The organism is uncultured Streptococcus sp. (genome assembly GCF_963521255.1).
In the GTDB taxonomy this organism is placed as follows: Bacteria; Bacillota; Bacilli; order Lactobacillales; family Streptococcaceae; genus Streptococcus.
In genome coordinates, this window is record NZ_CAUQTU010000010.1 from 43130 (window position 1) to 68140 (window position 25011).

A 25011-nucleotide genomic window follows, 5' to 3' on the forward strand; every position below is an offset into this window, starting at 1 on the left:
TAAAATCCCAAGTCACGGTAAGAAAAATGCACTGATTGATTGCATCAGCGCACGTTTATGCTTATCCTACCTTAGCAGCCAATTCTTCTGCGAATTGTTCCAAGCGTTCAATGTCTTCTTCCTCAGCAGAAAGATCAACTTTAACACACTCTGAACCTTTTTCTGCTCCTGTCGCTACAAAAACGCGATCAAAGTCATCTACCGCCTTACAGAATTCATCGTAGAAGGTATCTCCTGAGCCGACCACTCCGTAGATTTTGCCATTCAAGTTGAGATCTGCTAGGTCTTCGTAGAAGTCCATCATCTCATCTGGCAATTCACCATCACCATAAGTATAGGTCGCAACGATAGCGATGTCTGCTTCCAAGAAGTCTGAAGCGTCAACAGTTGTACATTCATCAACATCAACATCCAAGCCCAAGTCGCGTAATTTGTCTGCTACAATATCTGCAATTTCTTCGGTATTACCGGTCATACTGGCAAATACAATTTTTGCTAATGCCATATCGTCCTCCTCAATTTATCTTTCTCCATTATATCACATCTTTTTCATTTTAAAAATAAAAATTCTTGTGCTACAATGAAATGAGAAAGAATTGAGGTTATCTATGGAAATTTGCCATCAAATTTTAGAAAAAATCAAAGAATACGACACGATTATCATTCACCGTCATATGAAACCAGATCCTGATGCCTTGGGAAGTCAGGTGGGATTGAAAGCTCTTCTCAAACATCATTTCCCAGAAAAAACCATCAAAGCCGTTGGTTTTGATGAACCAACTCTTACTTGGATGGCGGAAATGGATCTTGTTGAAGATAGTGCCTACCAAGGCGCCCTTGTCATCGTCTGTGATACGGCTAACACTGCTCGTATCGATGATAAGCGCTATAGTCAAGGTGATTTTCTCATTAAGATTGACCATCATCCAAATGATGATGTATATGGTGACCTATCTTGGGTGGATACTAGTTCAAGCAGCGCTAGTGAGATGATTACCCTATTTGCCCAAACAACCCAACTGGCCTTGTCAGATCGCGCTGCTGAGTTGCTCTTTGCAGGAATTGTCGGTGATACAGGTCGATTCCTCTACCCTTCTACCACTGCACGGACCCTCCGCCTTGCTGCTTATTTGAGAGAACATAACTTTGACTTTGCAACTCTCACTCGCAAAATGGATACTATGAGCTACAAAATTGCAAAACTTCAAGGCTACATCTACGACCATCTGGAAGTGGATGAAAATGGTGCAGCTCGCGTTATCCTGAGTCAGGAAGTCTTGAAACAATTCAATGTAACCGATGCTGAAACTGCAGCCATTGTCGGTGCACCTGGACGCATTGACAGTGTCAACCTCTGGGGAATTTTTGTGGAGCAGGCTGATGGTCACTACCGTGTTCGCTTACGCAGTAAAATCCATCCTATCAATGAAATTGCCAAGGAACATGATGGTGGAGGCCACCCTCTAGCAAGTGGTGCTAATTCCTATAGCCTAGAAGAAAACGAAATCATCTATCAAAAGTTAAAAAACTTGCTTAAAAACTGATAAAATACTTGCCAAACTTTTCAGAATCTGATAGACTAGTATAGTAACAATCTATGGCTCGCAAAGAGACCATGGCAGAAAGGAAATATTGCAAAATGAAAAAAGATATCCATCCAGAATATCGCCCAGTTGTCTTCATGGACACAACTACTGGTTACCAATTCCTTAGCGGTTCAACAAAACGCTCTAACGAAACAGTTGAGTTCGAAGGCGAAACTTACCCATTGATCCGTGTGGAAATTTCATCAGACTCACACCCATTCTACACTGGACGTCAAAAGTTCACTCAAGCAGATGGACGCGTAGATCGTTTCAACAAAAAATACGGTCTCAAATAATGATAAAAAAGAACAGTTTCAACTGTTCTTTTTTTCTTCTTTTTATGAACCAATCACTACTACTTTCTATTTGTCAACCGTCACGCTGACACTATAATTGATTTCAAATGGGGTTAAAAAATATCGAAAAGAAGCTTGATATTGAGAATGGTCAAGATGATTGAAACTACGTAGCCTAGGATTGTATTCCACTTGGCATTGGTAAATTCTCCCATCACTGACTTCTTAGAGGTCAGATAAATCAGAGGGAAGATTGAAAACGGAAGAGCGATTGAAAGAAAGACCTGTGAATAGACCAATAACTGATCTAAGGTCTTTTCTTGATGCCCAAACAAAACAGCGACTATAATCACAGGGAGCAAGGCAAAAATCCGTGTACCGATACGAATAATCCACTGTGGTAATTTCATATGCAAGAAACCTTCCATAACAATCTGTCCAGTCAAAGTACCTGTAATAGTAGAATTTTGACCACTTGCTAAAAGTGCCAAAGCAAACAAAGTGGAGAGGCTTGAACTGGCTATCGCTCCTGCTATTGTCGAATCCTGTAAAGCATTGTACATTTGAGAAAAAGCTGAAATTTCAGACGCATGGCCAAAAAAGAGGGAGGCCCCTAAAATAAGAAGCAAGGAATTAACAACAAAGGCTAGAGACAACTGAAGATTTGAATCCCAGGTCATAAAGCGAACAGCTTTTCGGACATCCTTCTTATCTTTGTAATTGATTTTCCTTGTTTGAGATAGAGAGGAATGGAGATAAAGATTATGAGGCATAACTGTCGCTCCCACAATCCCTAAAGCCAAAGTCAGTTGACTCTCATGTCCTGGCAAGGGACTTTCAAATAAAGTCGAAGTCGGTAAATAGCCACCAAAAATCCCCTGCATACTTGGATTAGATAAAGCCACCAGATAAGAAAAAATTCCTAATATGGTTAAGATAAGTGTCGTCACAACAGCTTCAATCTTCTTGAAGCCAAATTTCATCAATAAAAGCAAAAGAAATACATCTAAAACGGTTAGAAGTATCGCGACCATAATCGGTATTTTAAACAAAAGATTTAAGGCAATCGCTGATCCTAAAACTTCAGCCAAATCTGTCGCCATTAGAGCTAATTCTACAATTACCCATAGACTATAGCGGAGCCACTTGGGGGCATGATAGGCTGTTGCCTGCGCTAGATCCATCCTAGTCACCATACCGAGCTTTCCAGACATCTGTTGTAACTGCATGGCGATGATGGATGAAATCAAAATAACAAATAAAAGACTATACTTATAGGAAGCACCTCCAACCACACTGGTAATCCAGTTTCCAGGATCCATATAGCCAACTGCTACAAGAGCTCCGGGGCCCAAGAATACTTTTAGATTTTGCCAAAAATGATTATTATTTGGAGTATCAATAGACTGATTAATCTCAGAAAGTGAGACCTTTTCATAAGAAGACATACATAGCTACCTCTTTCTAATCTTCTCTTTTGATATGATGTTGAAAAATAGATTTTAAAATGGTTCCTAACTTTCTCAACTCACTCTTATTATATCATAAAAATGCCACAAAGTCTTTAAAAATTAGGTGAACTTAAAACAATTATTAACATTGGTTAATTTTTTAATACTCAATAAATCAAACTTCTAACTTTACTTTCTAATCTTGTCTTTGCCTATTTTATTAATGGAGTTTTGAAAATATAATGAAAATAATTTCCTATTTCCAATTCATCCTTATTATATCAAATTTTGGAATGTTTCTTAAGGAAAGCATGATAGTTAAAAAAAACTTTGCACTCTCGATAGCTACACAATGGTTTCTAGAGTACAAAGTTTTTTATTAGATAAGTCTTACTCTTCCTTATCTTGACTTTCAGTTCCTTTAACTGCTTTTTTAAATTCAGATAGCATTTTACCGATTGACTCGCCTAGTTCAGGCAATCGTTTTGGTCCAAAGATCAAGAGAGCTCCTAAAACGATGATAATCAATCCTGGTGCTCCGATATCACGTAAGATTCCCATTTCTCTCTCCTTTCTGCTTGCGTTTTATAATGTATTTGCTGATAGCAATACTCAATTCATAGAGTAAAATCAGGGGGGCAGTCATTGCCAAATCGCTGACAAAATCGGCTGGTGTCAAGATGACTGCAAGTACCAATAAGATAAAATAGGCGTATCGGCGATAAGCGGTCAATAATTCTGGCCCAATGAGTCCAATCGACGTCAAAAAGGCAATGATAACTGGCAATTCAAAAATCAGAGCCAAAGGCAAGGTCGTTTGAAAAACAAAGGACAGATAATTTTGGGCGGTTAACTGCGTCTCAAATAGTCCTTCTCCTAGCCCTAATAAAACCTGAAGTAAGGCTGGTGTTACAAAGTAAAAACCAAAAGCCAGTCCAACTAGAAAACAAAGGAAACTAGCTGGAATATAGGCAAAAATAGCTCTAGCTTCTTCTTTCTTCAGACCAGGTTTGATGAAAGACCAAATATGATACACCGTGTAAGGTAAGGTGATAGTAAAGGCCATCAGACTAGCCAAACGTATGTATATCCATAAAATATCATTAGGGCCTAAAACAATCAACTTTTGCTGAAAAGATTGGGTCACATACTGGTAAATCTGGTCTGCAAAAAGCAGAGAAACACAGAATACCAAGAAGAAACAAATGACCACTGCCAATAATCTCTTTCTAAATTCTACCAGATGTTCAACGATTGTCAATTCTTTTCTATCCATCTATTTTTCACCCTGTCTGAAAGTGACAATCAAGACAATAATGACAAAGACTAGCTGGCTGGCTAAACCTTCCCAACTTGGGTAAATTCCAAGTAAGTCGATCGTTGGAAATCCTGTCAACAAGTGATTTGGCGCCATATTGGTCAACTGAAGAGCATGGATACTAACTCCCAGCATCTTGAATGCCAAAGCATAAATCATCCAAGTCAAGATAAAGAAGACCTTATGTGGCAAGAAGAATTGACTGGCCTTGTTCATCACAACGGCAATAATTACCAAAATCAGCAAGGCAAGTGAAATGCCCAAGACAAATTCAAAGCTGGAAATTCTTGGTAAAATCCCAACATAAAAGAGAATGGTTTCTGCTCCCTCACGGAAAACAGCTAGGAAACTGAGGGTAAACATGGAAATAAAGGAGCCTGTTTTGGTCACTGTTTCCATTTGTGACTCCATAAAGGCATTCCATTTTTTGACCGAGGATTTGCTGTGAAGCCAGATTCCAATCAAAATCATCATTGCTACTGCAAAAATCCCCACTGATCCTTCGATTATTTCACGATTGGAGCCTGATGTTACTGCTGGAAAGGCTATTTGCAGGATGAAAGCAATGACAAGACTGGCCATAATTCCTGTGATAGCACCAGCATAAACCCACTTGAGCCCTTTACGCATCTTGGCTGCTTTCAAGGTCGTCACCAAGGCCATAACGATTAAGAGAGCCTCTACCCCTTCTCTTAGGAGAATCAGCATGGCATCAAAGGCATTGTAACGTGCGCTAGTATCAATTTGTGATAAATCTGCAATCAGTTTTTCTAATTTTTCTCGGTATTCCTTCTCACTTCCCTTGACCATAATCACAGGGCTTTCACTCTCCACTCGTGTATAGAGGGAAGGATTGGTCGTGCTAACAGAACCTTCAATCGTTGGCCAGATAGTGATGAATTCCTTCATACTGGCTGCTCCTGATGCTTGGTCACCAGCTTGGAATTGTTCCAAAGCCTTTGTCAAAAGGGCAATGCCGTCTTTGAGAGTCAAATCCGAAGATGTTTCTACTACTTCTTTTCCAGTTACAAAATCATCAATAGCCTTTTTTAAGTCCTCGAAGGAATTCTGGATGGAGTTAAAGTCTGTAGGCTCGGTTTCCATACTACTACGCAAGAAAGAAATAGCTGTTTCAACACGTCCATAATGGGCCATACTATTGTCACGAACCACACTTTCATTGATAGTCCAAGTCGAATTCATTTTCTTAAAAGCTTCTCGGACCTTTTCCAAATCTTTGGAGGCAATGGCCTGCTCTAAGACTTCAAAACGAGGACTTAGACGGTTTACCAATTTTTCTTTTTCCGCATCTAAGTTAACAGGATTTTGTTCTTTTTCAAAAGTTAATAGGGCTGAAGAAAGTTCGGTAAGTTTGTCTTCAGTAATCTCTCCTGATTGTACTAACTTTTCCTTAACAATCTTACCAGCATCAGAATCCTTATTTTCTACTCTTTCGAAGTCTGATACCATCTCCTGAACGAGTTTCTTAGCCTCAGACTGATTGCCATTTTTGACCGCTTTAGAAGCATCCGTGATTTTTACAAAGTAAGAACTCAAGCTTTCTTGGGCACCTACTGGAGAAAGAATTAAAAATGACAAAACTAAAACAAGTAACCAGCTTTTAGCCTTCCAGTAATTTCTGACCAATGTAGCCTCCTTTCTCCACACCACCAAAGCAAGCAAAAAGTCCACTACCGATGTGAGTGATGTATTCATTCATCTTATCAGTAGCACCTAGATTGGTTTGAACCTTGACAAAGTTATCTGGATCCTTCTGGAAAGAAATGAAGAGCAAGCCTGTATCAAACTGACCAGTCTTTTCATCAATTCCATCAGAGTAAGAATAAGAACGACGCAAAAGGGGCTTGTCTACTTCCTTAGCCAAACGAACATGCGAATCATCTGGCAAAAGACTCAAATCCACTTCATCAAACTCATTTTTCTTACCAAAGGGGGCACCACTTTCCTTGTAACGACCAAAGGTATTTTCTTGTTCTTCGAGACTAGTGCGGTCCCAGGTCTCTAAAAACATCTGAATCCGACGAACTGCCATATAAGATCCATTTTCCATCCAGTCCTTACTATCAGCCCAGATGACGCGGTCAAAATCTTTCTCCTTGGTTGGATTTGCTGTTCCATCTTTAAAACCAAAGAGGTTACGCGGAGTCTCCATTCGATCTCCGATAGCTGCAAAACCAGATTGACTCCAGCGAAGGGTCACTGCATTTCTCCCCTTACGTATGAGATTGCGAATAGCGTGAAAGGCAACTTGCTCATCATCTGCACAAGCCTGAATCACAATATCTCCACCTGTATATTTTTCACGTAATTGCTCTTTAGGAAAAGGCGGTAAATCTCTGAACACTTGAGGACGCTTGCTTTCTAAGTTCATCTTTTTCAAGAAACTGGCAGACACACCAAAAGTCAGCGTCAAGCGATGAGGATTAAGCCCAACTGTCTCACCAGTATCGCTCGGAGGCAAGAGAGCATTCTGGCCATCTTTTTTGACCAGTTCCCCCTCAACCAACTTGGCACTATAATCCGTCCAATCCTTGAATAGCTGGATAATCTTATCTCTATCCGTCGTATGCAAATCCAAGACAACAAAATAGATATTCTTTTGCATGGGCGTACTAATCCCAGCTTGATGCTTGCCATAAAAAGCAATTTTTTCATTTCCGTACGAGATTTTTTCCTGATTCCCAAGCTTAGGTGCGAAAAAAGCAGAAGCACCAGAGAATCCTAGCGCTAAACCAGCCCCTCCAATCCCTGCTTTTTTTAGAAATTCTCGACGGTCCATTTTCTTATCAAAAAACTTTTCGTCTTTTTCAGTCATGACTCTTATTCTCCACTAAGAAATTTACCCATTTGTGATAGAGGTTCACCAAGTTTTGTCACAGCTTCTGACAATTCTTTGGTATCTTCTTTTGTCAAATCAGTATAGAGTTTGTAGTGTTCCTTATCTGTCATGTGTTTGTCCAACAAGCTATTAACAGACTTGAAATCTGCTTCCAATTCTTTAACTAGGTTAGCGTCTGATTTTTCAAGTAAAGGTTTAAAGAGTTGGAAAATCTTCTCAGCTCCCTCAATATTGGCACGGAAGTCATACAAGTCTGTGTGAGAATAAATTTCCTCTTCACCTGTAATCTTACTTGTCGCTACTTCGTTAAGCAAGTCAACTGCTCCAGTCAACATAACCTTGTAATCCACATCTACAGTTGCAATCTTAGCTTTCAATTCTTTGATGTCATTGACCAACTGATCACCATAGCTTTCAGTTCCTTTGGTTGTATTGTCTTCCCAAAGGATACGTTCGATACGGTGGAAGCCTGACCAGCCTTCTTCTGTCTTGTTTTCATCCATGTAGTCTGCCAAACGGAAGTCAATCTTGACATCTGACTCACCAAAACTCTCGGCAATCGGTTCTGAACGCTCATAGGACATACGAATCAGTGGATAAACCTTCTTAGCTTCTTCTAACTTACCTTCTTTCAATAGTTTGACAAAGCCTTCCGTATCTGTCAACAATTTATCGATTTGCTCTTGCACAAAAGTTTTATAGTCAGCAGTGGCCTTATCAAGCATTTTTTGCTTGTCTTCAGACAAGGCTGTCACCTTAGACGAATCGGTTGTATCTGCTGATTTTTCAAACCTAACAGCACAAGCTGTCAATAGCAAGGCTGAAGATAAAAGGACAAAACCTAGTTTTTTCATTGTTTACTCCTATTGGTTCAGAAAACCTGAATTAATTTTACGTTTTATTATATCATGTTTTCACTCATTTTTCAATAAATTGTCAGAAAATTTAATGTATTTAGACTGATATTTAGCTTACAATTTGCTAGTTAGCGTGAATAAGATCCTTATTCCAGCACTTTTTTATGATCAACTCTCTATACCTTTTTCATGGCTTAAACTAAGAGATAATTGATAAATATTGAATATATCACTCTTTTATAAAGTCTAACCTTCTTTTATATTTTACAATAAGTGTAAAAAGGAGAGTTATTATGCGCTATGGCTATGTTCGTGTATCTACAAGAGAACAAAATATCGATAGACAATTTTCAGCCTTGGTAGAAAACAAATTAGCAAAAGAAAATATTTTTATTGATTATGTTTCAGGAAAGGATTTTGACAGAATAGAATATCAAAAATTATTAACTACCTTGAAGGAGAATGATGAATTAGTTATTAAATCAATTGATAGATTGGGAAGAAACTATGATGAAATTTTAGAACAATGGCAAGCAATTACTAAGAAAAAGAAAGTAAATATAACTGTTTTAGATTTCCCCTTATTAAATACAAAGAATAGCGATGATAATATCACAGGAAAACTAATCTCCGATATCGTTTTACAAGTCCTATCTTATGTGGCACAGTTTGAAAGAGAACAAATCAAACAAAGACAAATGGAAGGAATACGGGAAGCACAGAAAAAAGGGAAAAAATTCGGTAGACCAAAATTGCTTGTTCCGAATAATCTCCCTGATGTGATAGCTCAATATACGAAAAAAGAAATAACCTTACGAGAAGGTGCAGACATCTTAGGAGTATCAAAAAGCACCTTTCATAATTGGATAAAAAATTCATAGTTCCTGTCAAAAAACCTAGGATTTTTTGTACAGGAAATACACTTTATTTTAGAATCATTTTCGTTAGAAAAAAGGTTCTAAAATCCAGCATCTTGACCGATTATTATTACACTACCATTCTATCAAGTTTGTCCAAAAAAGTCTAGGTTTTTGGACAAACTGATTACTTTACAACAAATAAAAATAGGGAGTATTAAATGAATGCACAAACAAACTAAAAAATTTACACTTGCAACTATCTTAGCTCTATCACTTATTGGCACTGGAGTCATCACAGCTAATCAAGTATCAGCTAGCGAGAATACGAGTACTGAAAAACAAATAGAAGCAACAATTACAAAGGTTGAAATTGATTATTTTGGACTTAGCTTTGAAGGAAAACTTTCAGAGCCACTACCACATGGAGGTGATAATGCTGCTAAGGGAAATGTTACTTTGATTGATAAAGCGACCGGAAAAATTGTGTACCAAAGTCACAATGCTGTCATTTTTAGTGGCTTAACTAAAGATGTCAGTGATCAATTTTTACAACCTTTATTTTATAGCAATCAATTTAAAGGTGATATTTTTGTTTCAGAACAATTTCCAGATGGAATATATATTTTGGAGATGTCTGGAGAAGCTGGTTCGCCTTACGGTGACTTAACTGATACAAGAAAACGTGTCTTTAAAGTTAGAAAAGATGTGACTATCGGAAATCCTTCTACAAATTCAAATACGAATACAACAACTCAATCAGGTTCTAATTCTAATATCTCAGATAGTTGGCTACAATCTGGTTCTCGTTGGTGGTAAAACACGCCGACGGTTCCTATACAACTAATGGCTGGGAAAAAATCAATGGTGTTTGGTATCGTTTTGACAACTCTGGCTGGATGCAAACTGGCTGGGTAAAAGACGGTAGCTGGTACTATCTCGACGGTTCAGGTGCGATGAAGACAGGTTGGGTCAAAGATAACGGTAGCTGGTACTATCTTCAAGACTCAGGCACTATGAAAACTGGCTGGATGAAGGTATCTGGTAAATGGTACTATGCTTATAGCTCTGGTGCACTAGCAATCAATACAACAACCCCTGATGGCTATCGTGTTAATTACAACGGTGAGTGGGTTTAACATACAATAGAAATAGATTAAGGAGACAATTAAATGAACAAAGTGATAAAAATTGAAGATGAAACAGTTTATGTTGGAAAAGGTAATAATGGCCAATTTACTGCAATTTCAAGAAAAAGTTTTGGTTTTGAACCACAAGTAGGTGATTACGTAGAATTTTATCAAAACGGTGATGAGTATATTGTTTCAAAAATAGATAACACATCTCCAACTAGCTCTAGCCAACATTCAAATGGAGTGAGTGATAAATCTAAACTGGCCGCAGCCCTATTTGCCTTTTTTTTAGGAGCACTCGGTGGCTACGATTTTTACATCGGAAATTCTAAACAAGGATACAAGCGTATCGGAATAACTCTGCTAGCTATCATTCCTATTTTAATGCCATTTGTTTTACTAGCAGATGCTATTTGGAATATTATAATTACTATTCAAGTTTTAACTTCCAAAACTGGTAGCAAATGGCACCAAGATGCCCAAGGTTTAGAATTGCAAGATTAAATACATGAAAAAATTATTATTTCTATTCAGTGCCAGTATTTTAACTATCTCTCTTCTAACAGCTTGCCAACCTCAGAGTGAAAACACTCCCTCAGCAAGTTCTGAAGTAACTACTTCTAGTAGCAGTTCATCTACTTCCACATCGGAAGAGAAGAAAACTGACTACACCCTATACAATACTGTCCTTAAAGAATATGCAAAAGTACTAGATGGTTCACCAGCTTCACATACAGAGGTCAATTCAAAAGCAAACTTAAAAAATACTTATCCTAACGAATATTCTGGATTACAGTATAGCTTGTATGATTTAGACCAAGATGGTACGGACGAACTTTTGATTGCTCTAAAAATGGATTCTAACTATTACGATTTATTAGATATTCGAACTCTTAAAAATGGTGAAGTTATTCGACTGACCAATGCAGAAAATAATCTGGACTTTATTGGAGAACGCGTTCATTTTAATCCTTTAGAAAACGGCTATTTCCAATTATCTACTCGAGTATCTGCTAATCAAATCCAAGTCAAACTATACAAGTTGAATCAGGATAGAACACGGTTAGAGTTAGTTAGAGAATCAGATACAGAAGAGGGACTGGGGACAAAACCACCTTACCTTGACATAAGGTCTTTCTCTTGGAAATCTGTCACAAGCCTCATAAATGGAGAAATAAGCCTTCCATCAGAAAGTAAAGGAATAGATATTTCTGCAATTCAAAATGGAGATTTTTCTAGTGTCGCAGGAACTTGGAGAAATGGTACAGGTATTGAATTTACTTTCGATAAAAATGGCTTGGTAAGTGATCATTCCAAAGTTTCAATTGAACATGCTAAAGAAACCGACCGCTATCTTAAAGCAAGTTTACTTTCTAAAGCTGGTGGTGCTGGTGGTGCAGCTATTGCCTTTTTACCAGCAGGAATCCCTATAACCATGTCTGTCACCTCTTCTACAGATAATGGCTATACTGACCCATCTGATATCACACAAGACCGCTTATGGTTTGGACACCAACTCATCAATGGTAGTACTGAGGGATTTTTCTACAAGGTAGAATAGTGTTAGTAAACTCTTAAACTAGCTCAAAAAATATCTGGTAACATTTCATAAATACATATAGGATAAATATTCTTATGCTCTTAGAATAGTTATCCTATCTTTTTATTCCCTTTACATCCCTATCAATACTTGATGAATTCACTATGAAAAAGATTAGACTTTTAACCCCAAAATTGATAAAATAAAAAGGAAAAATAAGATAAAAGGAAACTATAAATCACCATGATGAACATGCAAAACATGATGCGCCAAGCACAAAAACTTCAAAAACAAATGGAACAAAGCCAAGCTGAACTTGCTGCTATGCAATTTGTGGGCAAATCTGCTCAAGACCTTGTTCAAGCAACCCTAACAGGTGACAAAAAAGTTGTCAGCATTGACTTCAATCCAGCTGTCATTGACCCAGAAGACCTTGAAACTCTTTCTGATATGACCGTTCAAGCCATCAACTCTGCTCTTGAACAAATCGATGAGACTACCAAGAAAAAACTAGGTGCTTTCGCTGGGAAATTGCCATTCTAATCATAAGAAAAACAAGCATTCAAGAGAATACTTGCCTATCGTCGGAGGAACAACTGTTCCTCTTTTTGCTTACTAAAAATTAAAGAATTCCATCGCCTGTTTGAACAGTAAATCCGTGTACTCAGGGTCTTCTTGGGCAATGGTAACCTGGTCTTGAATCATTTCCAAATCATCCGTTATCATGCCATCAGCTCCCAAATGAACTGATTTATCAAAGGACTCTGAACTATTGATGGTCCAAACGTACAATTTCTGATCGGTATTCCAAAGCTTGTTGACAAAATTTTCATCCAAGGTTGAATACTCCATGGTATAACCTGTAGCCTTGGTTCTTGGAAAAATACTATTGTAAGGTAGGATGAAAAAGACTGGAATTTGAGAATCGTAGGCTAAAACCTGGTCAATCACATGGTAGTCCAAAGATTGCATTTGGTGACCATTCTGCTTAAGAACCGTTCCATATTTTTCCATAAAGCGTTTCATCATATCTGGGCTATCTTTTCGACTGGTTTTAATCTCAATAAGAAGTTTTTGATGCAATTCATTGGCTTTATTGAGATAGTCATCAAAACTGGACACCTTGCTATGATAACCATTTTCTGAAATATCAAGTTTAGTTAATTCTTTCAAAGTTAGATCCTGAGGATTGGCATTAACACCTGTCAAATTTTTGATATTGGCATCATGCATCATGACAAACTGGCCATCTTTTGTTTCTTGTACATCCGTCTCAACAAAATCTGGACCTAGTTGGGCTGTCCTTTCCAGAGATTGGACAGTATTTTGGACACCATTCTTATTGGATACTCCCCTGTGAGAGATAATCAAAGGTTTATTTGCAACTGGAGCTTCTAAATAAACATAACCCTCAAGAGCGAAAAAGATACCAGCACATCCCATCACTCCCCATCTCATCCAGTGGTCTTTCTTTCTCCTTGGTGTGATTTCTAATTCTTCTCCTGTTAAGAAGGAAACAAACTTAATGAGAAAGTAAGTCAAGGCCATATAGTGGAAATTCTTAATCAAGACAAAGTTAAGAATTCCCAGTACAAGAGATTCCTTATGGGTCAGACCATCCATCAGTGCCTGACTTGCTAATATTGGAATCAATAAAAGAATGAAAAATAGGTAGGTTTTGACGACAATCCAAAGCAAGTTCCAAGTATAAAACCAGGAGTGCTTTCTTGTCTTCTCTAGACTGTATCTGACTGCCTCTTTGACTGTTTTCTTCTCAAATAGAAGTTGAGGTAGAGCAAACATCAACCGCACTGAAATGTAAAATAGAAGTAAAGCCAGAATAGTAACCACTATACCTATCAGCCAATACTTGTCTTCCACATAATCAACGATAAAGTCTGGAATGACAATTTTATTTAGATAGTAAATCTTTAAAATCTTTCGAATCAATGGAAAAAGAATCATGATATAAAAGAAAATAAAGGTCATTTTGGAAATCGTCACTTGCCTCATAAATAAGAAACTTTGACGAAAGACCTTGCGACTGTACTCCAGCAGGGTTCTCCTTTCATGGTAGAGGAGATGGCGAGCTCCGATAAAGAGAAGTCCTATCTGGTAATAGGCGATCAGTAAATTAACAATTACCAGAATAAATAAAGCAAGACTAATAAAGGGTGAACCCGTTATAATGGCAAAAATATTATTGTAGGAAAGAAAGAGATAGCCTGTCTGACGGAGTAAAAGTCCAGCAATCCAAGAATTTGATGGTAACCAGACAAACTCAATCATCATGAAAGTCAAGAAGAAAAGAAAGAGTATTTTATCTAGATTAAAGTATATCTGCTTAAAACCTAGATTTTTAGGTTTTTCAGGTTTCATAGGTACTCCTAGTCAAATAATTGAGACAAGTCCAAGCCTCCAAAAGGATTGTTAGAGAGGCTACTTTCTGCCCCTAACAATTCTCTAGCCTGGTCTGACTCTAGAAAGGACTCGTAAACACGCGCTGTCATACGAGCATCCTCTAGGCTATTATGAGACTGACCTTGAAATCCAAGAAACGAGGCAACGGTTTGCAATTTAAGATTGGCAATACCATGTAAATCTGAACTCCGACGTTCAAAAGCTTCATCATACAAATCCACCTTATACTGCTGGCTATAATCTAAACCATGCTCTGCTAGAATAGGCAAATCACTTTTAGCAGCATTGTAGCCTACTATAGGTAAAGAACCCACAAACTCTTGGAATTCTTTTATGACTTCCTCCACTGGAGGAGCATCTTTTAAGGTCTCAGCTGTAATCCCAGTCAAACCATTGATAAAACTTTTTAAGGGGACACTGGTATGAACATAGGAATCATAGGCATCGATTTCCTGACCATCTCTAAAACGCACTGCCGATACTTGAATCAAGTGTGTTTGCCCTTCATGCTGATTAAATTCTAAGTCAAAAGCAATGTAATCTTCTAATCGTTCCATTTTCTACCTCTCCTATACTGTTATTTTATACTCTTCGAAAATCTCTTCAAACCGCGTCAGCTTCGCCTTGCCGTAGATATATGTAACTGACTTCGTCAGTCTTATCTACAACCTCAAAGCAGTGCTTTGAGCAGCCTGCGGCTAGCTTCCTAGTTTGCTCTTTGATTTTCATTGAGTATTAATTGAGCAACTATACTATTTAGAAATAAAAGAAGCCATCAGGTTAGCATGTAACCTAAACAGCTCCTTGATTATCCTCCAAATAAACGAGCAAAAAAGCCTTTCTTAGTTGATTGGACTTCTTCTTTTGCTTGGTCCAGCTCTAGCTTAAGATTTTCTTGATCCTTCATGGCTTGAAGAGTCAATTGTTGCTGCTGATCAAGTTGTTTGTCTTTCTCAGCAATCTGACGGTCTTTGATACGCATCTGCTCGTCTTTTTCTGATAACTGACGATCCTTGGCTTTTAATTGTTCATAGAGACGAAGAATTTCTGCATTCTTCTCATCAACCAGAATCTCCATCAGTTCACGCTGCTTGACATCTTCACTGACAGGCTCATCTTCAAAAATCGTTTTTTTATAGATTTCTTCTAGCTTAATCAAGCCACTTCTGGTAACTACCGTTACCCCTTTGTCGTTTTTATCTGTGTCTTCTTCTGGTAATTCTTTGACACGGTTATTGATTGCTTGGCGAGATAATCCTAAAACCTCTGCAATCTCACTGACGGTCATTTCAATACTCATAATATCCTCTGAAACGTTTTCTAGCTTTTCTTTACTTAAATCTTATCATAAGCTAGAAAAACTGTCAAATTTTCGCTTAATCTAAGGCCTTCAAAAAGGCTAATAAAACTTGGGCAGAGCGACGTCCAGCTTCGATAATAAACTCATCAAATGAGATAGAGGCCTCGTGATTGGCATTGTCACTCATAGCTCGAATAACTAAAACTGGAAGATTAAGAGCATGTGCTGCCTGAGTAATAGCTGCCCCTTCCATCTCAACGGCTAAAACTTCTGGGAAATGGGACTTAATCGCTTTTATCTTATCATTTCCTGCAACAAAACTATCTCCTGTAGCAATCAAACCAAGATGCCAGTTTTGGTCCAATTGAGATAAACTCTCTTGAATTTTAGCAACAAAGGCTTTATCTGATTCGAAATAAAGCGGTTGTTGTGCCATTTGTCCATAGGCATAGCCAAAAGCTGTGACATCCACGTCATGATAAGCCAATTTGTCAGCAATCACAACATCACCAACTGCAATACCCTCTGCTACTGCCCCAGCTGATCCCGTATTAATTAAAGCATCCACTTGGAAATGATCAGCCAAAATCGCCACACTCATAGCAGACATGACCTTACCAATTCCACTTTCTACAAGAACGACTTCATGCGAGGCAATGGTTCCTGTATGATAAGTATTCCCTAAAACAACTTGCTCCTGAGCATTTTCTAGATGCTGGACCAAATAAGCCAGTTCTTCTGGCATAGCCGCAATAATTCCTATTTTCATTTCAATTCCTTTTCTATTACAAAAGTTTCATTGCTAAGACAAGCAAAATCAAGAGAAAGATGACTGCGAATAAGATTTTATTCAGTTTAGAATTGAAGACATTTCTCTTGGTATTTTCGATGCGACGGCTTTTATGAATAGACGGTTCGACCTGAATCTTCAAGGTTTCCTGGCTAAATCCATGATCCTTAGGATTGGCATAACCAAAACGGGAAGAAGATGTTGGTAAAATCTTAGTCTCCTCATCATCTAGCAAAGGGGGACCTGAAATATTTTCTCCTCTATTAGCTCTTTCGATTATTTCATCCGTTAATAAAGGTTTACCCATATTGACCTCCTCTATTTTTTGTGCAATTCCCAGTATTGAACAGCCATAATTGTCTTGGCATCACAGATATGACCTGATTGGATTAATTCCTTGGCTTCTTCTAAGCTCACTTCAAGGACTTCCAAGGTCTCATCTTCATCCTGCGGACGCGGATTTTCCACCTTTTTCAAATCGCTTGCTAAATATAGTTTTAATTTTTCATTACAAAAGCCAATGGCTGAATAAAAATCGTACAAGAGTTCTAATTTGCCTGTATAGGCTGTTTCTTCCTCTAATTCACGAAGGGCTGCTGCGACAGGGTCTGTATTTTCTCCTACTTCCAGTTTTCCAGCTGGAATTTCGTAAGAGACAGCCTCGATAGCTTTGCGGTACTGCTTGACCAAGATAAGTTTTTGTTCATCCGTTACAGCCAAAACACAGACAGCTCCATTGTGAAAAATTAAATCTCGTTGGGCAGTTCCTTTACCTTCTGGTAATTCAACCTGATCTTGGACCAGTTTAAAAATTGGCCCTTGATAGATTTCTTTTCGGCTAAGTGTTTTTTCTTCAAATTCCATGATAGGCTCCTACTGATTCTTAGGATGATGAGGAAGGCGAGTTGCATATTCGTCTTTATTGACCTGACGACCACGACCAATAGCAATCGCATCTGCTGGCACGTCTTTAGTAATAGTTGAACCAGCTCCAACGAGGGAATTGTCACCTAACTCAACTGGTGCAATAATGGTTGAATTTGAACCAACAAAGACATTGTTACCGATGACTGTCTTGTATTTGTTTTTGCCGTCATAGTTGACTGTAATGGTTCCTGCACCAAAATTAACGTTGCTTCCCACTTCACAGTTTCCGATATAAGTCAAATGACCAGCCTTAGTATTCTCGCCGATAGAAGAACCTTTCACCTCAACAAAGTTACCAATATGAACTTGGGCACCCAGACTTGAACCTGGACGAATGTGGGCGTATGGTCCAACAGTTACACCGTCTGCAACACTACTCTCCTCAATCATAGAGTTGGTAATGATAGCTCCTGCTCCGATAGTGCTATCCACCACATAAGTTCCATTTGTCAAAACAGTCTCAGCACCAATTTTCGTTTTCCCTTTCAAGGTAACATTGGCTTCGATTTGAACTTCAGGAGCAATCTCAACATCAATATCGATATAAGTTGCTTCTGGATTGACAAAGCTAACACCGTTGACCATGTGCTGTTGATTGATGCGACGACGCATCACTGCTTCAGCAGTCGCAAGTGCCACACGGTCATTTACCCCAAGACTTTCATCAAAATCTTTCAAAGTATAAGCACCAACTTTTTCACCAGCTTCACGGAAAATTCCAATGACATCTGTAATATAGTATTCGCCTTGAGCGTTATTGGTATTGATATTTTTCAAAGCCTCAAACAAACGCTCGTTGTCAAAGACATAAGTTCCAGTGTTGATTTCCTTGATTTGTTTTTCAAAATCTGTAGCATCCTTTTGCTCAACAATACGAAGAACCTCAGCATTGTCATTACGAACAATTCGTCCATAGCCAAAAGGATTATCTGTTTCAGCAGTCAAGATAGTGGCCACATTTTTATGATTGATGTGGAAATCAATCAAGTTTTTCAAGCTTTCACCAGTGATTAAAGGAGTATCTCCTGCAATGACCAAGGTGTGACCTGACAAACCTTCTAAGATAGGCTCTGTCATCATAACCGCATGACCAGTTCCTAACTGTTCAGATTGAGTCACAAATTCTGTCTGTCCAGCCAAGACCTCTTCAACCAATTCTGCCTTGTGTCCGACAACTGTTACTGTCTTTTCAGGTTGGATAGCTCCCACACTACGGAAAACATGTTCCAGCATTGAAATACCCGCAACCTTGTGCAAAACTTTTGGCAAATCAGATTTCATGCGAGTTCCTTTACCCGCCGCTAAAATAATGGCATAATTTGACATAATCTTCTCTTTTCTCTAGAAATTCCCTTTTATTATACCATATTTCAAATCATTCCGCGCTCTTGAATGAAAAAATGCTCTAAAGTCCTTTCCTTAACCCATTTTTTGAGTATTTTTTTTGATTTTTTTTCATTTTTAAGGTAAAATTATGAGATATGAGAAAGAAAATTAATCCGCTTATTTTATTTGGTTTTTTTGGGATTATAATTTTCATTTTAATCCTGAATCGCCCTCGTTTTGAGGACCATCCTGTAAAAACAAAGTCAAATATCGCGCAAGTAGAAACGCAAGCGCTACATAATATAGATAAACCGGTGATTGATGTTTCTGGTTGGCAACGTCCTGAGGAAATAAATTATGATACTCTGTCTCAAAACATTTCTGGAGCTATTGTTCGTGTTCATAGCGGAGCTCAGTCTTCAAAAGAAAACGATGCTTCCTTTGTTAATGGGGTAGATAAGGCCTTTAAAACCCATATCACTGAGTTTCAAAAACGAAATGTCCCAGTTGGTGTCTATGCCTATGTAGCTGGAAAAAATGTCCAAGAAATGGAAAAGGCCGCTGAAGTTTTTTATAACACTTCATCGCCATACAGCCCTAGCTACTACTGGCTAGATGTGGAAGACAAAACCATGTCCAATATGAACGAAGGTGTTGAAGCCTTTCGAGCAAAACTAGAATCACTAGGTGCTAAAAATATCGGCATCTACGTCGGAGTCTACTTCATGGAAGAACACAGTATTGATACAGACAAGTTTACGTCTGTTTGGATTCCTTCCTATGGTTCTGACTCAGGATTTTACGAAGCTACTCCTAAGACTGATTTAGATTACGACATTCATCAGTACACTTCTAAAGGAAAAATTGCTGGATTTGATCACGATTTGGATATCAACGTTATCTCTTCCCTAAAAAATAAAGAAGAAACCTTTAGAAAAATCTTTTTAAAACCTTAAAAGCATTTGTTTATCATTTGCTTTTTCTTTTTGTGTTTGATTGTGATACAATATAGTAAGGATTTTTTGAAATAGAAATAGTTGGAGGAAAAATATGCTCTCATGGTTAGCACGTATTATTAAAGGGATTGTCATTGCTCTTGGATTTATTCTACCGGGGATTTCCGGAGGGGTTCTAGCAGCAATCCTAGGAATCTATGAACGAATGATTGGCTTTCTAGCCCATCCCTTTAAAGACTTTAAAGAAAATGTTTTGTACTTTATTCCCGTTGCCATCGGTATGCTTCTGGGAATCGGCTTATTTTCTTACCCGATTGAATACCTGCTTGAAAATTATCAAGTCTTTGTCTTATGGAGCTTTGCAGGTGCCATCATTGGTACTGTTCCTAGCCTCCTCAAAGAATCAACTCGAGAATCTGACCGAGACAAGATTGATCTAGCTTGGTTCTGGGTAACCTTTATCATTTCTGGACTAGGTCTCTATGCCTTAAATTTTGTTGTTGGAACCTTAAGCGCCAGCTTTCTTAACTTCGTCCTAGCAGGTGCACTATTGGCTCTTGGTGTATTGGTTCCTGGTCTCAGTCCATCAAATCTACTTTTGATTTTGGGACTCTATGCTCCTATGTTGACTGGTTTTAAAACCTTTGACCTCTTGGGAACCTTCTTCCCAATTGGAATCGGAGCAGGTGCAACTCTTATCATTTTTTCAAAATTGATGGATTATGCCTTAAACAACTACCACTCACGCGTCTATCATTTCATCATCGGAATCGTCTTATCAAGTACTCTTTTGATTTTGATTCCAAATGCAGGAAACGCTGAAAGTATCCAATACATGGGACTTTCACATGTCGGTTATGTCATCATTGCCTTCTTCTTTGCTCTAGGAATCTGGCTTGGTATTTGGATGAGCCAATTGGAGGATAAGTATAAATAATGGCAAAAAAAGTAAAAATCAAAAAAACATTGGTGGAACAAATTCTGTCTAAAGCAGGTATCCCACATCAGGGAATTCAAATCAATGCCCTGGAAGGAGAGCTTCCTCAAGGTTATGAACGAGATCAGATTTTCAAAACCTTGGCTCTTTTGGGAGATAAAACAGGACCGATTATCGGAATTGTGCCTATCACTCAACACTTGTCGGAAAAGAAACTAGCCAAAATTTCTGGCAATAAAAAAGTGAGCATGATTCCACAAAAGGATTTGGAAAAAACAACTGGTTACATTCATGGAGCCAATAATCCTGTCGGAATTCGTCAGAAACACAATTACCCCATTTTTATCGATAAAATCGCTCTAGACTTGGATCAAATGATTGTCTCTGCTGGGGAAGTTGGTCACAGCATTATCGTCGCTCCACAAGACTTGGCTAACTTTGTAAAAGCTGACTTTGCAGATATCTTGGAGGGCAACCAAGAATGAAACTCTACTTTGTCCGCCACGGCCGTACCCTTTGGAACCAGGAAGGACGCTTTCAAGGTGCTAGTGGAGATTCTCCCCTTCTTCCTGAATCCATTGAAACCTTAAAACAACTTGGCCAATATCTCAAGGATGTTCCTTTTGATCAGATTTATTCAAGTGATTTACCTCGAGCGATCAAATCTGCTGAAATTATCCAAAGTCAACTCCAGACCCCCTGTCCTTTAGAAAGTGTTCCTAATCTCCGTGAATGGCAGCTGGGGAAGTTGGAAGGTTTAAAAGTCGCAACCTTGGAAGCTATTTACCCGCAACAAATCAAAGCTTTCCGATCTAATCTTGCCAAGTTTGACACTCAAATGTTCGGAGCCGAATCCCTCTATAGCACCACGCAACGGACCATCCAATTTATCAAATCATTGAAAGATAGTCCGGCTAATCGTATTCTAATTGTCGGCCACGGTGCTAATCTTACTGCCAGTCTTCGTACTCTTCTAGGCTATAAAGAACCACTTCTTCGTAAAGATGGCGGTCTAGCAAATACCAGCCTAACCATTCTAGAAACCCATGATTTTGAAGCATTTACACTCGATACTTGGAATGATACTTCCTATCAATAACAGAACTTGATTTTAGCGTCAAGTTCTTTTTAGTTTTGAAAGATTATCCGTGAATTTCTTGCTTATTTATGATAAAATGGGAGTATCGCAAAAAATGACTCATCGTATTCAATTTTGAGTAAAACTAGGAGGATCCCATGTCAACAGAACATATGGAAGAACTAAATGACCAGCAGATCGTTCGCCGTGAAAAAATGGCTGCGCTTCGTGAACAAGGAATCGATCCTTTCGGAAAACGCTTTGAACGCACTGCAAATTCACAAGAATTAAAAGATAAATTTGCTGAGCTTGATAAAGAACAATTACATGATAAAAATGAAACAGCTACTATCGCAGGACGCTTGGTAACCAAACGTGGTAAAGGTAAAGTTGGATTTGCCCACCTTCAAGACCGCGAAGGTCAAATCCAGATCTACGTTCGTAAGGATGCTGTCGGCGAAGAAAACTACGAAATCTTCAAAAAAGCAGACCTTGGTGACTTCCTTGGTGTCGAAGGCGAAGTGATGCGTACAGATATGGGAGAACTCTCTATCAAGGCAACCCACATCACTCACTTGTCTAAGGCTCTTCGTCCACTTCCAGAAAAATTCCACGGTTTGACAGACGTTGAAACAATTTACCGTAAACGTTACCTAGACTTGATTTCGAATCGCGAAAGCTTCGAGCGTTTTGTCACTCGTTCAAAAATCATTTCTGAAATCCGTCGTTACCTTGATCAAAAAGGTTTCCTTGAAGTGGAAACACCTGTTCTTCACAACGAAGCTGGTGGTGCTGCTGCCCGTCCATTTATCACCCACCACAATGCCCAAAACATTGACATGGTACTTCGTATCGCGACTGAGCTTCACTTAAAACGCCTTATCGTGGGTGGTATGGAACGTGTCTATGAAATCGGACGTATCTTCCGTAACGAAGGAATGGATGCCACTCATAACCCTGAATTTACTTCTATCGAAGTCTACCAAGCTTATGCAGACTTCCAAGACATCATGGACTTGACCGAAGGTATTATCCAACATGCTGCTAAATCAGTTAAAGGCAATGGTCCAGTTAACTATCAAGGTACTGAAATCAAAATCAACGAACCATTTAAACGTGTTCACATGGTGGATGCTATCAAAGAAATTACTGGTGTAGATTTCTGGCAAGACATGACCTTGGAAGAAGCCAAAGCTATCGCTGCTGAGAAGAAAGTTCCAGTTGAGAAACACTACACTGAAGTTGGCCACATCATCAATGCCTTCTTTGAAGAGTTTGTTGAAGAAACCTTAATCCAACCAACCTTTGTCTATGGACATCCAGTAGCTGTATCTCCACTAGCTAAGAAAAATCCTGAAGACGAACGCTTTACTGACCGTTTTGAACTCTTTATCATGACTAAGGAGTACGGTAATGCCTTTACTGAGTTGAACGACCCAATCGACCAACTTAGCCGTTTCGAAGCTCAAGCCAAAGCTAAAGAACTTGGTGATGATGAAGCGACAGGTATCGACTACGACTACATTGAAGCCCTTGAATATGGTATGCCACCAACAGGTGGTTTGGGAATCGGTATCGACCGTCTCTGCATGCTCCTCACTGATACAACCACTATCCGTGATGTATTGCTCTTCCCAACAATGAAATAAATTCTTATCCTCTGGTACTTGCCAGGGGATTTTTTCATAGCCAAAAGAAATAGACTGAAGTTTTCACCTCAGTCTATTTTTCTATTGAACTTTAGAAAGGAAGTTTTTCTTTCTTAGTCTTCTTTTTTCTTACGAGCTACAAGTCCGAATGCACCCAACATCCCAAGAAGTCCAAGACTAGCTAGACCAGCCTTATCTTCTGTACCAGTATTTGGTAATTCCTTCTTGTTATTGGATACGGTTGTTTCAGCTACTTGTTGAGAATCTGTAGAACTTGTCTGAACTGGAGTAGCTACTGGTTTTTCTGGACTTGTAGGAGTCTCTGGAGCACTTGATTGCTCTTGATTGATTGGTTTTTTCACTTTCTTATAGTGATGTAGGGTATTTCCTTTAGCATCCGTTGTTGAATGACTAAATTCGTATCCTTCCAACTCTATTGGATTGTGTTTTCCTTCTTTATCTGAAGTAATTCTGTTACCATTTTCATCAAGATATTCCGTTACAATCTGAACAGTTGAATCGCCATTTTGAGAAATGACTCCTCCACCATTTTGTGATTTAGGTGTTACTGTTACAGGAACTTCCACTGTAATAATACGACCGTCAGGTAATTTAACTTTTACCTTAACAACTGGTTTTGCTCCAGGTGTTTCAGTTGTTGGAATTTCTCCGACTTCAACAATTTCCCATCCTTCTGGTAAACCTACTTTCTTAATAACATCCTCTTTCGTAATTGGTGTTCCAACTTCCACTACAATAGGAGTTACTTTCGGTGTTACGATGATTGGTACTTCTACTTCAACAATTTCTCCAGTTGGAACTTTAATCTTCACTTTAACGCTTGGTTTCACTCCAGCAGGAATTGTTGTTGGGATTTCTCCTACTTCGACAATTTCCCATCCTGGTTCTTTTGGAAGATCAATATGTCCTTTCACATCGTCTGGTGTGATTGGTGTTCCTTGTGGTACAACAATTTGTCTTACAGTTGGAGTAACGATGACTGGTACATCGACAGTAATCTTACGACCATCTGGTAATTCAATCTCTACTGGAACGACAGGTTTTGTTCCTGGTGTTGATGTTGTTGGGATTTCTCCTACTTTTGTTACCTTCCATCCATTTGGTAATTCAATATGTTTCTGAACATCTTCTGGCGTAACTGGTGTTCCTACTTGAACTACTACTGGTGTTACTTTTGGTGTTACGATTACCGGAATATTTACAGTTACTCGAATTCCATTTGGTAACTCGATAACAACTGGAATACTTGGTCTTTCACCTGAAATATCTGTTGAAGGTTTGTCACCAATTGAGATAATTTTTGCTCCTTTTGGAATGTGTTTTTCAACATCCTCAGTAGTAATTGGATCACCTTGTTTTTTAACAATATCTTCAATAGGAATTACAGTTACTGGAATTTCTACAGTCACAACTTTGCCATTTGGCAATTCAATCGTCACTTTTACAGGATCCTTCTTACCTGGAGTTGTTAAGTCTGAAATGTTTTCAACCTTAGTAGTTGCTCCTTCTGGGACTTTAATTTGTTTTAAGATATCCTCTGGAGTCAGTTTGTCTTTTGTGACTGGTGTTTCAATTGGTGTAACTGGCGTTACAGTTACCGGAACATCCACTGTGATCACTTTACCATTTGGTAATTCAATCGTTACTTTAACTGGATCCTTCTTACCTGGAGTTGTTAAGTCTGGAATATTTTCAACCTTAGTAACCT

28 protein-coding genes are annotated in these 25011 nt (G+C 38.6%); 13 read left to right on the forward strand and 15 right to left on the reverse strand.

Annotation, left to right across the window (positions count from 1 at the left end; genetic code table 11):
* Window positions 1-61: 61 nt before the first annotated feature.
* Window positions 62-505: a flavodoxin gene (locus RWP09_RS07765; RefSeq protein ID WP_001162125.1), complete on the reverse strand. Its 444-nt coding sequence runs from the start codon at window positions 503-505 to the stop codon at window positions 62-64.
* 103 nt (window positions 506-608) lie between these two features.
* Between RWP09_RS07765 and RWP09_RS07770 the strand changes: the two genes are divergently transcribed.
* Window positions 609-1544 (forward strand): bifunctional oligoribonuclease/PAP phosphatase NrnA, encoded by a 936-nt coding sequence (locus tag RWP09_RS07770; RefSeq protein ID WP_314436144.1) that lies wholly within the window; start codon window positions 609-611, stop codon window positions 1542-1544.
* Between the two features lie 95 nt (window positions 1545-1639).
* Window positions 1640-1882: a type B 50S ribosomal protein L31 gene (locus RWP09_RS07775; protein WP_000710764.1), complete on the forward strand. Its 243-nt coding sequence runs from the start codon at window positions 1640-1642 to the stop codon at window positions 1880-1882.
* Window positions 1883-1995: 113 nt separating this feature from the next.
* Here the strand turns inward: RWP09_RS07775 and RWP09_RS07780 are convergent, their stop codons facing one another.
* From RWP09_RS07780 to efeO, 6 genes are all read right to left on the reverse strand, one after another.
* Window positions 1996-3330, reverse strand: a complete 1335-nt coding sequence (locus RWP09_RS07780; protein ID WP_314436147.1) for an Nramp family divalent metal transporter — start codon at window positions 3328-3330, stop codon at window positions 1996-1998.
* A gap of 393 nt (window positions 3331-3723) precedes the next feature.
* Window positions 3724-3894 (reverse strand): twin-arginine translocase TatA/TatE family subunit, encoded by a 171-nt coding sequence (tatA, locus tag RWP09_RS07785; protein WP_033688935.1) that lies wholly within the window; start codon window positions 3892-3894, stop codon window positions 3724-3726.
* On the reverse strand, window positions 3878-4609 hold the full coding sequence (tatC, locus tag RWP09_RS07790; RefSeq protein ID WP_314436151.1) for a twin-arginine translocase subunit TatC: 732 nt from the start codon (window positions 4607-4609) through the stop codon (window positions 3878-3880). The genes tatA and tatC overlap by 17 nt, the downstream gene beginning before the upstream one ends.
* A complete protein-coding gene (locus RWP09_RS07795; RefSeq protein WP_314436154.1) occupies window positions 4610-6298 on the reverse strand; it encodes an FTR1 family protein in 1689 nt (562 codons plus the stop codon). It lies immediately after the preceding gene.
* The gene (gene efeB, locus RWP09_RS07800; protein WP_078352025.1) at window positions 6273-7487 is read right to left on the reverse strand and encodes an iron uptake transporter deferrochelatase/peroxidase subunit; all 1215 of its coding nucleotides are present in this window, start codon (window positions 7485-7487) and stop codon (window positions 6273-6275) included. Before efeB ends, RWP09_RS07795 begins: the two co-directional genes overlap by 26 nt.
* Window positions 7488-7492: 5 nt before the next feature.
* Window positions 7493-8365 carry an iron uptake system protein EfeO gene (efeO, locus tag RWP09_RS07805; RefSeq protein WP_173307314.1) on the reverse strand — a complete coding sequence of 291 codons (873 nt, stop codon included), beginning with the start codon at window positions 8363-8365 and terminating at the stop codon, window positions 7493-7495.
* A gap of 296 nt (window positions 8366-8661) precedes the next feature.
* Here efeO and RWP09_RS07810 point away from each other — a divergent pair, with 296 nt between their 5' ends.
* The 6 genes from RWP09_RS07810 to RWP09_RS07830 all read left to right on the forward strand — a co-directional run bounded on the left by RWP09_RS07810 (window position 8662) and on the right by RWP09_RS07830 (window position 12441).
* Window positions 8662-9249, forward strand: coding sequence for a recombinase family protein (locus tag RWP09_RS07810; protein ID WP_314436164.1), 588 nt, complete (start codon window positions 8662-8664; stop codon window positions 9247-9249).
* Between the two features lie 201 nt (window positions 9250-9450).
* Window positions 9451-10044, forward strand: coding sequence for a hypothetical protein (locus tag RWP09_RS09875; protein ID WP_399553573.1), 594 nt, complete (start codon window positions 9451-9453; stop codon window positions 10042-10044).
* The gene (locus tag RWP09_RS09880) at window positions 10038-10364 is read left to right on the forward strand and encodes a hypothetical protein (protein WP_399553574.1); all 327 of its coding nucleotides are present in this window, start codon (window positions 10038-10040) and stop codon (window positions 10362-10364) included. The genes RWP09_RS09875 and RWP09_RS09880 overlap by 7 nt, the downstream gene beginning before the upstream one ends.
* 33 nt (window positions 10365-10397) lie before the next feature.
* A complete protein-coding gene (locus tag RWP09_RS07820) occupies window positions 10398-10862 on the forward strand; it encodes a hypothetical protein (protein WP_314436167.1) in 465 nt (154 codons plus the stop codon).
* Window positions 10863-10866: 4 nt separating this feature from the next.
* A complete protein-coding gene (locus RWP09_RS07825; RefSeq protein ID WP_314436169.1) occupies window positions 10867-11919 on the forward strand; it encodes a DUF6287 domain-containing protein in 1053 nt (350 codons plus the stop codon).
* Between the two features lie 222 nt (window positions 11920-12141).
* A complete protein-coding gene (locus tag RWP09_RS07830) occupies window positions 12142-12441 on the forward strand; it encodes a YbaB/EbfC family nucleoid-associated protein (RefSeq protein WP_049540415.1) in 300 nt (99 codons plus the stop codon).
* 72 nt (window positions 12442-12513) lie between these two features.
* Here the strand turns inward: RWP09_RS07830 and RWP09_RS07835 are convergent, their stop codons facing one another.
* From RWP09_RS07835 to glmU, 7 genes are all read right to left on the reverse strand, one after another.
* Window positions 12514-14277, reverse strand: a complete 1764-nt coding sequence (locus RWP09_RS07835) for a glycerophosphodiester phosphodiesterase (protein ID WP_314436174.1) — start codon at window positions 14275-14277, stop codon at window positions 12514-12516.
* Window positions 14278-14285: 8 nt separating this feature from the next.
* Window positions 14286-14876, reverse strand: coding sequence for a 3'-5' exonuclease (locus tag RWP09_RS07840; protein ID WP_314436176.1), 591 nt, complete (start codon window positions 14874-14876; stop codon window positions 14286-14288).
* Window positions 14877-15127: 251 nt separating this feature from the next.
* Window positions 15128-15619 carry a chromosome segregation protein RocS gene (rocS, locus tag RWP09_RS07845; RefSeq protein ID WP_000021242.1) on the reverse strand — a complete coding sequence of 164 codons (492 nt, stop codon included), beginning with the start codon at window positions 15617-15619 and terminating at the stop codon, window positions 15128-15130.
* Window positions 15620-15695: 76 nt separating this feature from the next.
* Window positions 15696-16388 carry a 5'-methylthioadenosine/adenosylhomocysteine nucleosidase gene (locus RWP09_RS07850; protein WP_314436178.1) on the reverse strand — a complete coding sequence of 231 codons (693 nt, stop codon included), beginning with the start codon at window positions 16386-16388 and terminating at the stop codon, window positions 15696-15698.
* 16 nt (window positions 16389-16404) lie between these two features.
* The gene (gene macP / locus RWP09_RS07855; RefSeq protein ID WP_102211185.1) at window positions 16405-16716 is read right to left on the reverse strand and encodes a cell wall synthase accessory phosphoprotein MacP; all 312 of its coding nucleotides are present in this window, start codon (window positions 16714-16716) and stop codon (window positions 16405-16407) included.
* Window positions 16717-16727: 11 nt separating this feature from the next.
* On the reverse strand, window positions 16728-17273 hold the full coding sequence (locus tag RWP09_RS07860) for an NUDIX hydrolase (RefSeq protein ID WP_023942735.1): 546 nt from the start codon (window positions 17271-17273) through the stop codon (window positions 16728-16730).
* Between the two features lie 9 nt (window positions 17274-17282).
* Window positions 17283-18662 carry a bifunctional UDP-N-acetylglucosamine diphosphorylase/glucosamine-1-phosphate N-acetyltransferase GlmU gene (glmU, locus tag RWP09_RS07865; protein WP_314436184.1) on the reverse strand — a complete coding sequence of 460 codons (1380 nt, stop codon included), beginning with the start codon at window positions 18660-18662 and terminating at the stop codon, window positions 17283-17285.
* Between the two features lie 155 nt (window positions 18663-18817).
* On the opposite strand from glmU, the gene RWP09_RS07870 reads away from it, so the two are divergent.
* The 5 genes from RWP09_RS07870 to lysS all read left to right on the forward strand — a co-directional run bounded on the left by RWP09_RS07870 (window position 18818) and on the right by lysS (window position 23282).
* Window positions 18818-19618 carry a glycoside hydrolase family 25 protein gene (locus tag RWP09_RS07870; protein WP_314436187.1) on the forward strand — a complete coding sequence of 267 codons (801 nt, stop codon included), beginning with the start codon at window positions 18818-18820 and terminating at the stop codon, window positions 19616-19618.
* Between the two features lie 94 nt (window positions 19619-19712).
* Window positions 19713-20555: a DUF368 domain-containing protein gene (locus RWP09_RS07875; RefSeq protein ID WP_314436190.1), complete on the forward strand. Its 843-nt coding sequence runs from the start codon at window positions 19713-19715 to the stop codon at window positions 20553-20555.
* Window positions 20555-21040 carry an aminoacyl-tRNA deacylase gene (locus tag RWP09_RS07880; protein ID WP_314436192.1) on the forward strand — a complete coding sequence of 162 codons (486 nt, stop codon included), beginning with the start codon at window positions 20555-20557 and terminating at the stop codon, window positions 21038-21040. Before RWP09_RS07875 ends, RWP09_RS07880 begins: the two co-directional genes overlap by 1 nt.
* Window positions 21037-21654, forward strand: coding sequence for a histidine phosphatase family protein (locus RWP09_RS07885; protein ID WP_314436194.1), 618 nt, complete (start codon window positions 21037-21039; stop codon window positions 21652-21654). The genes RWP09_RS07880 and RWP09_RS07885 overlap by 4 nt, the downstream gene beginning before the upstream one ends.
* Before the next feature lie 137 nt (window positions 21655-21791).
* The gene (gene lysS, locus RWP09_RS07890) at window positions 21792-23282 is read left to right on the forward strand and encodes a lysine--tRNA ligase (RefSeq protein ID WP_314436199.1); all 1491 of its coding nucleotides are present in this window, start codon (window positions 21792-21794) and stop codon (window positions 23280-23282) included.
* A gap of 113 nt (window positions 23283-23395) precedes the next feature.
* Here lysS and RWP09_RS07895 read toward each other — a convergent pair.
* Window positions 23396-25011, reverse strand: a 1616-nt coding sequence (locus RWP09_RS07895; RefSeq protein WP_314436202.1) for a Rib/alpha-like domain-containing protein, incomplete at its 5' end; no start/stop codon positions are given.

Bases quoted from the DNA above. Each gene is read 5' to 3' on its own strand.
- RWP09_RS07880 (WP_314436192.1), top strand. From the start codon at position 20,555: ATGGCAAAAAAAGTAAAAATCAAAAAAACATTGGTGGAACAAATTCTG.
- RWP09_RS09875 (WP_399553573.1), top strand. From the start codon at position 9,451: ATGCACAAACAAACTAAAAAATTTACACTTGCAACTATCTTAGCTCTA.
- RWP09_RS07780 (WP_314436147.1), bottom strand. From the start codon at position 3,330: ATGTCTTCTTATGAAAAGGTCTCACTTTCTGAGATTAATCAGTCTATT.
- RWP09_RS07850 (WP_314436178.1), bottom strand. From the start codon at position 16,388: ATGAAAATAGGAATTATTGCGGCTATGCCAGAAGAACTGGCTTATTTG.
- efeB (WP_078352025.1), bottom strand. From the start codon at position 7,487: ATGACTGAAAAAGACGAAAAGTTTTTTGATAAGAAAATGGACCGTCGA.
- tatC (WP_314436151.1), bottom strand. From the start codon at position 4,609: ATGGATAGAAAAGAATTGACAATCGTTGAACATCTGGTAGAATTTAGA.
- macP (WP_102211185.1), bottom strand. From the start codon at position 16,716: ATGGGTAAACCTTTATTAACGGATGAAATAATCGAAAGAGCTAATAGA.
- RWP09_RS07820 (WP_314436167.1), top strand. From the start codon at position 10,398: ATGAACAAAGTGATAAAAATTGAAGATGAAACAGTTTATGTTGGAAAA.
- RWP09_RS07830 (WP_049540415.1), top strand. From the start codon at position 12,142: ATGATGAACATGCAAAACATGATGCGCCAAGCACAAAAACTTCAAAAA.
- lysS (WP_314436199.1), top strand. From the start codon at position 21,792: ATGTCAACAGAACATATGGAAGAACTAAATGACCAGCAGATCGTTCGC.
- RWP09_RS07770 (WP_314436144.1), top strand. From the start codon at position 609: ATGGAAATTTGCCATCAAATTTTAGAAAAAATCAAAGAATACGACACG.
- RWP09_RS07875 (WP_314436190.1), top strand. From the start codon at position 19,713: ATGCTCTCATGGTTAGCACGTATTATTAAAGGGATTGTCATTGCTCTT.
- RWP09_RS07810 (WP_314436164.1), top strand. From the start codon at position 8,662: ATGCGCTATGGCTATGTTCGTGTATCTACAAGAGAACAAAATATCGAT.
- rocS (WP_000021242.1), bottom strand. From the start codon at position 15,619: ATGAGTATTGAAATGACCGTCAGTGAGATTGCAGAGGTTTTAGGATTA.
- RWP09_RS07825 (WP_314436169.1), top strand. From the start codon at position 10,867: ATGAAAAAATTATTATTTCTATTCAGTGCCAGTATTTTAACTATCTCT.
- RWP09_RS07840 (WP_314436176.1), bottom strand. From the start codon at position 14,876: ATGGAACGATTAGAAGATTACATTGCTTTTGACTTAGAATTTAATCAG.
- RWP09_RS07835 (WP_314436174.1), bottom strand. From the start codon at position 14,277: ATGAAACCTGAAAAACCTAAAAATCTAGGTTTTAAGCAGATATACTTT.
- glmU (WP_314436184.1), bottom strand. From the start codon at position 18,662: ATGTCAAATTATGCCATTATTTTAGCGGCGGGTAAAGGAACTCGCATG.
- RWP09_RS07775 (WP_000710764.1), top strand. From the start codon at position 1,640: ATGAAAAAAGATATCCATCCAGAATATCGCCCAGTTGTCTTCATGGAC.
- RWP09_RS07765 (WP_001162125.1), bottom strand. From the start codon at position 505: ATGGCATTAGCAAAAATTGTATTTGCCAGTATGACCGGTAATACCGAA.
- RWP09_RS07860 (WP_023942735.1), bottom strand. From the start codon at position 17,273: ATGGAATTTGAAGAAAAAACACTTAGCCGAAAAGAAATCTATCAAGGG.
- RWP09_RS07870 (WP_314436187.1), top strand. From the start codon at position 18,818: ATGAGAAAGAAAATTAATCCGCTTATTTTATTTGGTTTTTTTGGGATT.
- efeO (WP_173307314.1), bottom strand. From the start codon at position 8,365: ATGAAAAAACTAGGTTTTGTCCTTTTATCTTCAGCCTTGCTATTGACA.
- tatA (WP_033688935.1), bottom strand. From the start codon at position 3,894: ATGGGAATCTTACGTGATATCGGAGCACCAGGATTGATTATCATCGTT.
- RWP09_RS07885 (WP_314436194.1), top strand. From the start codon at position 21,037: ATGAAACTCTACTTTGTCCGCCACGGCCGTACCCTTTGGAACCAGGAA.